Here is an 11,944-nt window from a genome sequence, read left to right as displayed (position 1 = left end):
CGTCACCCATCCCCGATGCCATCGAGATACTGCATCGGATCGAAATCATCCGGCAGATCGTCAAGCCATTCCTCGGTCGTGGCCAGTTCCTCGGCCTCGTATGTCTCGGGCTTCCAGATCTGGAATGTATCACCGGCAGCGATAAAGAACGCCTCGTTCTCAAGGTCGATCTTGTTGCGCAGCTTTGCGGGCAGCACCAAACGACCCGTTTCGTCCACATTGGTCGGGAAGGACTGACCGTGGAACATCCGCTGAAGCATCCGACGCTGCATCGAGCCACGTGGCAGCGCATCGATCTTGGCATCCACCTCGTCGATCGCTTCCATGGTGTAACATTCAAGGTATTTGCGGCGGTGGTCGCCATAGACAATCACGAGTTCAGGATTGTCGCCAGGCTGCCAGTTGGGATCCGAGGCTTCAAGCACGCGACGAAACGAGGCCGGGATCGAAACCCTGCCCTTCGTGTCCACCTTATGCTGGCTTTCGCCTCTAAACCTACGCGCCAAGACGACTGTCCCTTTCGCTTGCGCCCCACCTCAAAATTCACGTTCCCCCCGGAAGTAAAACGGCGGGTTGATCTGCTGCCACTGATCAACCCGCCGCATTGACCCGCTTTGCGGGATGTCCAGCTGCGCGCGCCACCTGGGGGGATGTCTGCTCGCCCGCGCGCCGGATCTGTTAAGTGATGAAAGCGAGATGCCTGTATGAAACCTGTTTTTGTATTTTTGGTTCGGGGTCGTTTGGCGCCCCTTAACTGTCCTCGCCCTCATCGGGTACACAAGGGATGCCATGGGAATTCATGGAAATCAATAGGAAATTTGCATATGGAGGCCTGATGCAGGCTTCAGATCAAGACTAATACAATCGAAACTTGGATCAAATATGCCACAAATTGTGCCCTTGATGCTCACCAACACTAAATATGTAAGAATTGGCGCCTAAATTATTCCTCCCATGAATTCCCAATAATTTTCAGAATTATGGATTATTTGGCGCAGACACTCATGAATGACAGCCGAAGAGGACGAATCGCGGTCCCTTTACAGGGCCTTTCCCATAGTCGCCCCATGCTTTCCCATAGCACCATCACCCCAGGCGCCGGACCTGCCGTGAGAAGATTTGCCCCTCTTGAGTTGACACAACATGCCCAAACAAACACCAATTCCGCTCAATAGATAAGCGGTCACCATCACAGGGTCTGGACACACGAAACGTCAACCACACGTGAAAACCAGTATTTTAAAGGCGATTATTGGGGCGTACCGGATTATCCTGCCAATCCATGCATTTGCTGCATAGCAGCATTGACGACGCGAACTATTGTGCAATCGCAGCATTTGCCTATCTTCAGTCTCAAGCAAACGCCGGACGATGCCGGCAACAGTAAGAATGAACGGATCATGAAGATGGCAGTCGCAAGCACACAAACGGCTCTGAAAGGCACACCGGCAAATGGAATCTCAACGCTGGTTGAGACCGTGAAAACCCGGGTTGCTCGTTATCGCCTGTACCGTCAGACAGTCAACGAATTGTCGGGACTGTCAGATCGGGAATTGGCTGATCTGGGCTTGCACCGCTCGATGATCCGCCGGCTGGCCCAACAGGCCACCGAAGAGCAGATCGCGCGGTAAGCGCAACAAGAACACCGAGATCAGGTCCGTCTTCCTCCCTTTCGGACCTGTATTTCAGCGGCAGCGTCTCTCCTCCTCCCTGACGTTGCCGCACCTAATACCGGCCCTGACCGCCGGAACCTGATACATCGGGGCTCTCCTCCTCCCTGCTTCGATGTTGAAAGCGCGCGGCGACGTCTTCCTCCTCCCTGACGTCGCCGCGTCTTCCTCATACCGGGATCAAACCCGGGTTCGGATACATCGGGGCTTCCTCCTCCCTGCCCTGATGTAGAAAAGAACGGCGGTTCCCCTCCTCCTCCCTGGGAACCGCCGTTTTTCGTTTTTTGCGCACAAGATGTAGGCTGGGGTCGTGAACGCTTTGTCAGGAGTCTCCCATGGCCGCTTATTTCATCGCCCAGATTTCCATTCATGACCCGGATGGGTACCAGAAATACCTCGAAGGATTCATGCCGATCTTTGACCGGCATGGCGGAAGGCTTCTGACCGTATCCTCAAAACCCGTTGAAGTGATCGAAGGCAGTTGGGAAGAAGATGGTATCGTCCTGATGGAGTTTCCGGATATGGCTGCCGCAAACGCGTGGAAGGACGATCCGGACTATGTCGAATTAGCCAAGATCAGGCAAAAAACGGCGAGGGCGAATCTTGTGCTGGTCGAAGGGTTGTGAGCGTCAGAACGGCACGTCATCCTTGTTGGTCAGAAAGCGCGAGACCACTTTCTTCTTCCCCGCCTTGTCAAAATCGACCTCGACTTTATCACCTTCGATGCCGATCACTGCGCCATAGCCGAATTTCTGGTGAAACACTCGCTCGCCCAGCGTAAAGCTGGCCACGGCTGTCGCATCAATCACAGTATTCCGGCTTTCCTTTGGCTGAGACATGCCATATTGCCCCTGCCGCGCCTGCATCCGCTTCCAGCCCGGAGAGTTATAGACATTCGCCTCGGCTGCGCGGGTTTCGATCCCAGCTGCCTGCTGACCACCACCATAGAGCCCCGGAGGTGTCAGCACTTCCACGTGATCTTCGGGCAACTCATCAATGAACCGGGACGGCATCGAATTCTGCCATTGTCCAAACACCCGTCGGTTGGCTGCAAAGGAAATCGTACAGACTTCTTCTGCGCGGGTAATACCGACATAGGCCAGCCTTCGTTCTTCTTCGAGGCCTTTGAGACCGGATTCGTCCATCGAACGCTGAGAGGGGAACAATCCATCCTCCCACCCCGGAAGGAAAACCGCGGGAAACTCCAGCCCCTTGGCCGCGTGCAGCGTCATGATCGAGACTTTGGCCCCGTCGCTGTCCTGCTCGTTATCCATCACCAGACTGACATGCTCCAGAAACCCCTGCAGGTTCTCGAAATTGTCCAGCTGGTTGACCAGTTCCTTAAGGTTTTCCAGCCGCCCCGGCGCCTCGGGCGTCTTTTCGTTCTGCCAATGCGCGGTATAGCCGGATTCGTCCAAGACGATCTGCGCCAGCTCGATATGCGAATGCTCGGGCGCGCCGTATCGGATCGGTGAAACACCGTCATCAATCACCGTATCATCGTCCACCTCAATCCGAGGCCCACGCGTCATTGCATTCCACCGCGCCAACCCGTCGATCAGTTCGCGCAGCGCCTTGCCACCCTTGCCCTTGATCAGGCTGTTATCGACCGCGATCCGCGCCCCTTCGACCAGAGACACGCCATTCTCGCGCGCCACCACCTGAATCGTTTGCTGCGCCTTGTCGCCGAGGCCGCGTTTGGGTGTGTTCACGATCCGCTCGAAGGCCAGATCATCCTCGGGGCTGACCACAAGCCGGAAATAGGCCATGGCATCGCGAATCTCCATCCGCTCATAGAACCGAGGGCCGCCGATCACTTTGTAAGGCAGACCGATGGTCAAAAACCGATCCTCAAACGCCCGCATCTGGTGCGAGGCGCGCACGAGGATCGCCATCTCATCAAGGTTCATCGGCCGCACACCGCGCGTGCCACCTTGCATCGCGTCGATCTCTTCCCCGATCCAACGTGCTTCTTCCTCGCCATCCCAATGGCCGATCAGACGGACCTTTTCACCCTCTTCGCGGTCGGTCCAAAGCTCTTTGCCCAAGCGGCTTTCATTGCCACGAATTACGTTGGACGCAGCGGCCAGAATATGCGGGGTCGAGCGGTAGTTCTGTTCCAGCCGGACCACGAAGGCGCCGGGGAAGTCCTTTTCGAACCGCAGGATGTTGCCCACCTCGGCCCCGCGCCAGCCATAGATCGACTGATCGTCATCGCCGACGCAACAGATGTTCTTGTGGCCCCCGGCAAGCAGGCGAAGCCAGAGGTATTGGGCGACGTTGGTATCCTGATACTCGTCCACGAGGATGTAGCGGAACCAGCGCTGGTATTGCTCCAGAACGTCCGGATGGGTCTTAAAAATCGTGACCATGTGCAGCAGAAGATCACCGAAATCCACCGCGTTCAGCTCGCGTAAGCGGGTCTGGTATTGGGCATAGAGTTCGATGCCCTTATGATTATAGGCCCCGGCATCTGCGGCAGGCACCTTATCGGGCGTCAGGGCTCGGTTTTTCCAGTCATCGATGATCCCTGCCAGCATCCGTGCGGGCCAGCGCTTATCGTCGATATTGGCGGCTTGAGTAAGCTGTTTCAGCAGCCGTTTCTGATCATCGCTGTCCAGAATGGTGAAATTCGACTTCAGCCCGACCAATTCCGCGTGGCGACGCAAAAGCTTGACGCAGATTGCGTGGAACGTGCCCAGCCATGGCATGCCCTCAGCGGGTCGACCCAGCATGCGCCCTACGCGCTGTTTCATCTCGCGCGCGGCCTTGTTGGTGAAGGTCACCGCCAGAATCTCATTCTCGCGCACCCGATGGGTTCTTAGAAGATGGGTGATCCGAGCGGTCAGAGCTTTTGTTTTGCCCGTGCCCGCACCAGCCAACATCAGCACCGGACCATCCAGCCGCTCAACCGCTTCGCGCTGCGCCGGGTTGAGATCGTTGAGGTACTCAGCCGAGGTCGCAGGCATCGCCCGCGCCGACAGCGATGCGCCTTCGAAGGCGTCCATTTCGTCAAAACTGCTCATGCCGGTAAACTACGCCGGATGGGCGCGGAGGGAAAGGGTTTGTTCACGGCTTGTTCGCTCAAATCAAATAGAATCATCCCTCCAAAGGGCGCAGCGAAGATTTTCGGGGAAACGGGCATAATCTGCTCTTTTCTACGAGGGATTGATGCCGCAATGCAGCATGTGCAATAAGTTTGCGCAAAAGGGCGGCGTTTGCGAGCGTTAACATGCCGGTTCTACCCAGAACTACATATGTACGTGGCCGTATTGTCCGCCTATGCACAAGGCCACAGCCATTAAGACCGGGACCTGAAATGACAGACTTCAAGAAAATCCTGATTGCCAATCGCGGCGAGATTGCCATCCGTGTGATGCGGGCAGCCAACGAGATGGGCAAGCGCACCGTCGCGGTCTTCGCCGAGGAGGACAAGTTGGGCCTGCACCGGTTCAAGGCGGATGAGGCCTATCGCATTGGCGCAGATCTGGGACCGGTTGCGGCGTATCTGTCGATTGACGAGATCATCCGGGTGGCCAAAGAAAGCGGCGCAGATGCGATCCACCCCGGTTACGGTTTGCTGTCCGAAAACCCGGATTTCGTGGATGCCTGTGTTCAGAACGGCATCACCTTCATCGGACCCAAGGCCGAGACCATGCGCGCGCTTGGCGACAAGGCCAGCGCTCGGAAAGTGGCGATTGCCGCCGACGTTCCGGTTATCCCGGCGACCGAGGTGTTGGGCGACGACATGGTAGCCATCAAGGCCGAGGCAGCCGAGATCGGCTATCCGCTGATGCTGAAAGCGTCTTGGGGCGGTGGCGGACGCGGGATGCGCCCGATCCTGTCCGAGGATGAACTGGAAGAGAAAGTGCTGGAAGGCCGCCGCGAAGCCGAGGCCGCCTTTGGCAACGGTGAGGGCTATCTGGAAAAGATGATCACCCGTGCCCGCCATGTTGAGGTGCAGATTCTCGGTGATAAGCACGGTGAGATATACCACCTCTATGAACGCGATTGTTCGGTCCAGCGCCGCAACCAGAAGGTCGTGGAACGCGCGCCTGCCCCGTACCTGACCGAAGAACAGCGCGCCGAAATCTGCGAGCTGGGCCGCCGTATCTGCGCCCATGTGAACTATGAATGCGCGGGCACAGTCGAGTTCCTGATGGATATGAACACCGGCAAGTTCTATTTCATCGAAGTGAACCCGCGCGTGCAGGTGGAACACACCGTTACCGAGGAAGTCACCGGCATCGACATCGTGCAGGCTCAGATCCTGATTGCCGAGGGCAAGACGCTGGCCGAGGCCACCGGCAAAGCCAGCCAGGACGATATCCGCCTGAACGGCCACGCGTTGCAGACCCGCGTGACAACCGAGGACCCGCTGAACAACTTCATCCCCGATTATGGCCGCATCACCGCCTATCGCTCGGCCACCGGCATGGGCATCCGTCTGGATGGCGGCACCGCTTATGCAGGCGGTGTGATCACGCGGTATTACGATTCGCTGCTGACCAAGGTGACCGCTTGGGCCCCAACGCCAGAAAAGGCGATTGCGCGGATGGACCGTGCGCTGCGGGAATTCCGTGTGCGCGGTGTTTCCACCAACATCGCATTTGTCGAAAACCTGCTAAAGCACCCGACTTTCCTGTCGAATGAATACACCACCAAATTCATCGATGAGACACCGGACCTGTTCCAGTTCAAGAAACGCCGCGACCGGGGCACCAAGGTTCTGAACTATATCGCCGACATCACTGTGAACGGGCATCCCGAAACCAAGGATCGCCCGATGCCGCGCCCCGACCTGAAAGAGGCCAGGCCCCCCGCGCCCAAGGCCGAACCGCAGATGGGCACCCGCAACCTGCTGGAGCAAAAAGGCCCGCAGGCGGTGGCTGACTGGATGAAGGCGCAGCGTCAGCTGCTGATCACCGACACCACCATGCGCGACGGGCACCAGTCGCTGCTGGCAACCCGGATGCGCTCGATCGATATGATCAAAGTAGCACCTAGCTATGCTGCGAACTTGCCGCAGCTATTCAGCGTCGAATGCTGGGGCGGTGCAACCTTCGATGTCGCCTATCGCTTCCTGCAGGAATGCCCTTGGCAGCGCCTGCGTGATCTGCGTGAGGCGATGCCAAACCTGATGACCCAGATGCTGCTGCGCGGGGCGAACGGGGTTGGCTATACCAACTATCCCGATAACGTGGTGCAGGAGTTTGTGCGTCAGGCGGCCAAGGGTGTCGACGTGTTCCGCGTGTTCGACTCGCTGAACTGGGTCGAGAACATGCGCGTCGCCATGGACGCGGTGATCGAAAACAACAAGATCTGTGAAGGCACCGTTTGCTATACCGGCGATATTCTGGACCCGGACCGTGCTAAGTATGACCTCAAATACTATGTCGGAATGGCCAAGGAACTGCGTGACGCTGGCGCACATGTGCTGGGCCTGAAGGATATGGCCGGACTGCTGAAACCGGCCTCCGCCAAGATCCTGATCCGGGCGCTGAAGGAAGAGGTCGGGCTGCCGATCCACTTCCACACCCATGACACCGCAGGCATTGCAAGCGCCACCATTCTGGCCGCCTCCGAGGCCGGTGTGGACGCGGTGGATTGCGCGATGGACAGTTTCAGCGGCAACACCTCTCAGGCAACGCTCGGCACCGTGGTCGAGGCGTTGCGCCATACCGAGCGAGACACCGGGCTGGACATCAAGGCCATCCGTGAGATCAGCGACTATTTCGAGGCAGTGCGTGGCCAATACGCGGCCTTCGAGTCCAGCCTGCAGGCCCCGGCCTCCGAGGTATATCTGCACGAAATGCCTGGTGGTCAGTTTACCAACCTCAAGGCACAGGCGCGTTCGCTTGGACTCGAAGAACGCTGGCACGAGGTTGCTCAGATGTATGCGGACGTGAACCAGATGTTCGGCGATATCGTCAAGGTGACGCCGTCGTCCAAGGTGGTCGGTGACATGGCGCTGATGATGGTCAGCCAGAACATGACCCGCGCGCAGGTCGAAGACCCGAACACTGATGTCGCCTTCCCCGACTCGGTGGTGGACATGATGCGCGGCAATCTGGGTCAGCCTCCGGGCGGGTTCCCCGATACCATCATCCAGAAGGTCCTGAAGGACGAGGCCCCCAACACCGAACGCCCCGGCAAGCATGTCGAAGCGGTCGATCTCGAGGCCACCCGCGCCGATTTGTCCAAACAGCTTGAGGGCAAAGAGATCGATGACGAGGACCTGAATGGATATCTGATGTATCCCAAGGTGTTCCTCGACTATATGGGCCGTCACCGCACTTATGGCCCGGTCCGTACTCTCCCCACGCGTACCTTCTTTTACGGCATGGAGCCGGGCGAGGAGATCACCGCCGAGATCGATCCCGGCAAGACGCTGGAGATTCGCTGTCAGGCCATCGGCGAGACGGACGAGAATGGCGAGGTTCGCGTGTTCTTCGAACTCAACGGTCAGCCCCGCGTGATCCGCGTGCCGAACCGTTTGGTGAAAGCATCAACCGCTCAGCGGCCAAAGGCCGAAGTTGGTAACCCCAACCATATCGGCGCACCAATGCCGGGGGTTGTGGCGACTGTGGCCGCTGTCTCAGGTCAAGAAGTCAAAGAAGGCGATCTGCTGTTGACCATCGAAGCGATGAAGATGGAAACAGGTATCCACGCCGAGCGCGACGCGGTGGTCAAGGCCGTCCACGTCCAGCCGGGTGGCCAGATTGATGCCAAGGATCTGCTGGTCGAACTGGAATAACCGGTTTAGCCTTCTAAGCTAATAAGGGCCGTTCGGGGAACCGGGCGGCCCTTTCAACATCAGGAGGCCGCATGCTGACCATCACCCCGATCTACGCCGCGTTGATCGCATTTCTGTACGTCGCACTCAGCGTGAATGTCATCCGGCAACGCCGGGCGGGCAAAATATCGGTCGGGGATCATGGCGACAAGGCCATGATCAAGGCAATGCGAACGCATGCGAACTGCGCCGAATACGCTCCCTTTGCTTTGCTGCTTATCGCCATGGTCGAACTGCAAGATGCTGGCGGCTGGCTTGTGAACCTGTTGGGGATGTTACTTTTGGCGGGCAGGCTTCTGCACGCTTATGGTTTTGGCAAGACCCCACAGATCATCATCCTGCGCCAGATCGGAATGGGTCTGACCTTTACGGCCATATTGCTGGCGGCCATGGCGAATCTTGTTCTGGCTGTATGAGAACGTTTAGCCCGTCAAAACCTGCGTCTCGATCAAAGGAGCATGCGGGAGGCTAGGCTGCGCCTCTGCCAGTGTTTCATCGATCTGACTGTAGATCACGGTGGTAAGAACAATCAGCGCCGCCAATGCCGCCATTTTAATGTCTGCAATATCTTTCATTTCCTCTGCCCAATCCCTTATTTCGTTCATTGCTATATCTCTTGAACACCGCAGCCCCGAATTTCCGTCGAAAGATTTTTTGCTGTTTTTTGTGTTTTTCCGCTTGCAGCCTCGTGTGGGAATTTATACATCCCTCCTCACTCAACGGCGCGGGCGTAGCTCAGGGGTAGAGCATAACCTTGCCAAGGTTAGGGTCGGGCGTTCGAATCGCCTCGCCCGCTCCATTGAGAGGTCTACGGACCATATAAGTATCTGATGCGGGCGTAGCTCAGGGGTAGAGCATAACCTTGCCAAGGTTAGGGTCGGGCGTTCGAATCGCCTCGCCCGCTCCAGATACCAAACTCTCCGAACATGCTGGTTCTTTCGCGATTGCTGCGGCATCTTTGCTGCACATGAAATTACGACGGAGATGCGGGTATGTCCGATTACGTCATTCGCGCCTTAACAGCAGACGAACTTCAAACCGCTGTAGATTGGGCGGGACAGGAAGGCTGGAACCCCGGGCTGCACGACGCGGTCTGTTTTCGCAGTTCGGACCCCGAAGGGTTCAAGGGCGGTTTCCTGGACGGCCAGATGATCGCGTCCGCATCCGCCGTGAACTACGATGATGCCTACGCATTTCTTGGCTTCTACATCGTGCGTCCCGAGTTTCGCGGCTCGGGATACGGATTGCAGGTCGCCGAAGCGGTCAAGGCACATTGCCAGGATCGTAACATGGGCATGGATGGTGTGGTCGAACAGCAGGACAACTATCGGAAATTCGGTTTTGAACTGGCGTATGACAATTATCGATTCGCGGGCACCGTCGGCGGCATCCTGGATGCCCTGGGTCGCGTGGAGGACACTCGGGTTCGTCCAATCAACACACTAACCGATGATCTAAAGTCGTATGACCGAGGCCTGTTCCCCGCCGCGCGCGACACGTTCTTGCGCGGCTGGTTGGAGGCACCCAGCCACGTATCGCGGGTGTTTGAGGAAAATGGGCGGATCAAAGGCTATGCAACATTGCGGCGCTGCCTGAGCGGGTACAAGGTCGGGCCTCTGTTTGCCGACAATCCACAAATCGCGCAGGCGCTTTTGGTTTCCCTTCTGACGACGCTACCCGCCGATCAGGCAAAGGCCGAGGTATTCATCGACAAGCCTAATCCAAACGCACAAGCCATGGAATTGGCCAAACAGTTGGGGCTGACCAAGGTATTTGAAACGGGGCGCATGTATTCCAGTCACGCGCCGGACATCGACCTTGACCGGATATATGGCATCACGACATTCGAACTCGGCTAGAATGCCTTGAACGTCATCGTGGTCAGCGAGCGTTCGATATTGGGAATCACCAGCAGGTTTTCGTTGATGAAGTGGCCCACATCCTCGGTTTCGGGGATGTAGAGCTTCAGCAGCAGGTCGTATTCGCCGCTCGTGGAATAAAGTTCGGAATGGATTTCACGCAGCGCGATCTCTTCGGCGACTTTGTAAGTGGTACCGGGTTTGCAACGGATCTGAATGAAAACGCAGGTGGACATGGGCCGGGCCTTGTTGGTTCGTGTTGCCCGCAGGCTGGCACGGGCCGCGTCCGGGTGCAATCCCCTGCAACAGTTTGCGACGAAGGCTTAAAGCGGTCTGGATAGGTCGCCCATCCGGGTCTATAAGCGCGCCTGTAGCAAAAGGAATTCGCCCATGCGCAGCGCTAAGATCAGCCGTCAGACCGCCGAAACCGAGATTTCGGTCGAGGTCAATCTGGACGGCACCGGCCAGTATGACAACCAGACCGGCGTCGGGTTCTTTGACCACATGCTGGATCAATTGGCGCGGCATTCGCTGATCAACATGACGATCCGTGCCAAGGGTGATTACCACATCGACGACCACCACACGGTCGAAGACACCGGGATTGCGCTGGGTCAGGCACTGACGCAGGCGCTAGGGGATAAGAAGGGTATTCGTCGCTATGGCGAATGCCATCTGCCCATGGATGACGCACAGGTGCGCTGTGCGCTGGATCTGTCGGGCCGCCCGTTCCTGATCTGGAATGTGGACCTGCCGACGCAAAAGATCGGCACGTTCGACACCGAGCTGGTGCGCGAGTTCTTTCAGGCGCTCAGCACCCATGGCGGGATCACCCTGCATATTGATCAGTTGCATGGCTTCAACAGCCACCACATTGCCGAGGCCGCCTTCAAGGCCGTTGCCCGTGCTTTGCGCGATGCGGTCGAAACCGACCCACGCAAGGCGGATGCGATTCCCTCGACTAAGGGCGCGCTGTAGATGCTGACAGCCATCATTGACTACGAGAGCGGTAACCTGCACTCGGCGGAGAAGGCGTTTCAACGGATGGCCCGCGAACTGGATGCGGGCGAGGTCGTCGTGACATCGGATGCAGATGTTGTCGCGCGGGCTGATCGATTGGTTCTGCCCGGTGATGGCGCTTTCCCGGCATGCGCCGCCGAGTTGCGCGGCCACAAAGGCATCTATGACTCTATGGTTGAAGCCGTTGAGCAGAAAGGCCGCCCGTTTCTGGGCATCTGCGTCGGAATGCAGCTGATGGCGACCAAGGGTCATGAATACTCCGCGACCGATGGTCTCGGCTGGGTTGCCGGTGATGTTGTGAAGATTGAACCCTCGGACAGCGCGCTCAAGGTACCACATATGGGCTGGAACGATCTGATTCTGGAAAGCGACCATCCGGTCTTTGACGGGATAAAATCAGGCGATCATGCCTATTTTGTGCACTCCTACCACTTCCGGGTGACGGATCCGGCGCAACGGTTGGCCTATGTGGGCTACGGGCAAGAGGTCACGGCCGTGATTGGCCGCGACACTATGGTTGGGATGCAGTTTCACCCTGAGAAAAGCCAAGACGTTGGCCTGCGGATGATCGGCAATTTCCTGACCTGGAAGCCCTGAGA

General features: G+C 57.7%; 11 protein-coding genes and 2 tRNA genes. 9 read left to right on the top strand and 4 right to left on the bottom strand.

What is annotated here, in order from left to right:
- Nucleotides 1-2 precede the first annotated feature (2 nt).
- Complete coding sequence (mraZ, locus tag ACR0CZ_RS07565) at nucleotides 3-470, bottom strand: division/cell wall cluster transcriptional repressor MraZ (RefSeq protein ID WP_480537011.1); 468 nt, start codon at nucleotides 468-470, stop codon at nucleotides 3-5.
- A gap of 936 nt (nucleotides 471-1,406) precedes the next feature.
- On the opposite strand from mraZ, the gene ACR0CZ_RS07560 reads away from it, so the two are divergent.
- The gene (locus ACR0CZ_RS07560) at nucleotides 1,407-1,631 is read left to right on the top strand and encodes a DUF1127 domain-containing protein (RefSeq protein WP_170392061.1); all 225 of its coding nucleotides are present in this window, start codon (nucleotides 1,407-1,409) and stop codon (nucleotides 1,629-1,631) included.
- A gap of 374 nt (nucleotides 1,632-2,005) precedes the next feature.
- Nucleotides 2,006-2,296 carry a DUF1330 domain-containing protein gene (locus ACR0CZ_RS07555; RefSeq protein WP_170392063.1) on the top strand — a complete coding sequence of 97 codons (291 nt, stop codon included), beginning with the start codon at nucleotides 2,006-2,008 and terminating at the stop codon, nucleotides 2,294-2,296.
- 3 nt (nucleotides 2,297-2,299) lie between these two features.
- Here ACR0CZ_RS07555 and ACR0CZ_RS07550 read toward each other — a convergent pair whose 3' ends face one another.
- Complete coding sequence (locus ACR0CZ_RS07550) at nucleotides 2,300-4,696, bottom strand: UvrD-helicase domain-containing protein (RefSeq protein WP_170392065.1); 2,397 nt, start codon at nucleotides 4,694-4,696, stop codon at nucleotides 2,300-2,302.
- A 293-nt stretch (nucleotides 4,697-4,989) separates the two neighbouring features.
- On the opposite strand from ACR0CZ_RS07550, the gene ACR0CZ_RS07545 reads away from it, so the two are divergent.
- Both ACR0CZ_RS07545 and ACR0CZ_RS07540 read left to right on the top strand, forming a co-directional pair.
- Complete coding sequence (locus ACR0CZ_RS07545; RefSeq protein WP_170392067.1) at nucleotides 4,990-8,427, top strand: pyruvate carboxylase; 3,438 nt, start codon at nucleotides 4,990-4,992, stop codon at nucleotides 8,425-8,427.
- 71 nt (nucleotides 8,428-8,498) lie between these two features.
- Nucleotides 8,499-8,882, top strand: coding sequence for an MAPEG family protein (locus tag ACR0CZ_RS07540; RefSeq protein WP_170392069.1), 384 nt, complete (start codon nucleotides 8,499-8,501; stop codon nucleotides 8,880-8,882).
- Nucleotides 8,883-8,888: 6 nt separating this feature from the next.
- On the opposite strand, the gene ACR0CZ_RS07535 is transcribed toward ACR0CZ_RS07540, so the two are convergent.
- Nucleotides 8,889-9,071 carry a hypothetical protein gene (locus ACR0CZ_RS07535; RefSeq protein ID WP_170465082.1) on the bottom strand — a complete coding sequence of 61 codons (183 nt, stop codon included), beginning with the start codon at nucleotides 9,069-9,071 and terminating at the stop codon, nucleotides 8,889-8,891.
- 119 nt (nucleotides 9,072-9,190) lie between these two features.
- Between ACR0CZ_RS07535 and ACR0CZ_RS07530 the strand changes: the two genes are divergently transcribed.
- The 3 genes from ACR0CZ_RS07530 (at nucleotide 9,191) to ACR0CZ_RS07520 (ending at nucleotide 10,325) form a co-directional block, all read left to right on the top strand.
- Nucleotides 9,191-9,265: transfer RNA gene (locus ACR0CZ_RS07530), tRNA-Gly, on the top strand.
- Between the two features lie 33 nt (nucleotides 9,266-9,298).
- Nucleotides 9,299-9,373: transfer RNA gene (locus ACR0CZ_RS07525), tRNA-Gly, on the top strand.
- 85 nt (nucleotides 9,374-9,458) lie between these two features.
- Complete coding sequence (locus tag ACR0CZ_RS07520) at nucleotides 9,459-10,325, top strand: GNAT family N-acetyltransferase (RefSeq protein ID WP_170392073.1); 867 nt, start codon at nucleotides 9,459-9,461, stop codon at nucleotides 10,323-10,325.
- Here ACR0CZ_RS07520 and ACR0CZ_RS07515 read toward each other — a convergent pair.
- Nucleotides 10,322-10,561, bottom strand: a complete 240-nt coding sequence (locus ACR0CZ_RS07515) for an Lrp/AsnC family transcriptional regulator (RefSeq protein WP_170325761.1) — start codon at nucleotides 10,559-10,561, stop codon at nucleotides 10,322-10,324. The two genes, ACR0CZ_RS07520 and ACR0CZ_RS07515, sit on opposite strands and share 4 nt — an antisense overlap.
- Before the next feature lie 154 nt (nucleotides 10,562-10,715).
- Between ACR0CZ_RS07515 and hisB the strand changes: the two genes are divergently transcribed.
- Both hisB and hisH read left to right on the top strand, forming a co-directional pair.
- Nucleotides 10,716-11,303 (top strand): imidazoleglycerol-phosphate dehydratase HisB, encoded by a 588-nt coding sequence (gene hisB, locus ACR0CZ_RS07510; RefSeq protein WP_480537012.1) that lies wholly within the window; start codon nucleotides 10,716-10,718, stop codon nucleotides 11,301-11,303.
- On the top strand, nucleotides 11,304-11,942 hold the full coding sequence (gene hisH / locus ACR0CZ_RS07505; RefSeq protein ID WP_170392075.1) for an imidazole glycerol phosphate synthase subunit HisH: 639 nt from the start codon (nucleotides 11,304-11,306) through the stop codon (nucleotides 11,940-11,942).
- The last annotated feature ends 2 nt before the right edge of the window (nucleotides 11,943-11,944 follow it).

The organism is Ruegeria sp. H9 (genome assembly GCF_056532915.1).
This window is presented reverse-complemented; position numbering and strand designations above follow the sequence as displayed.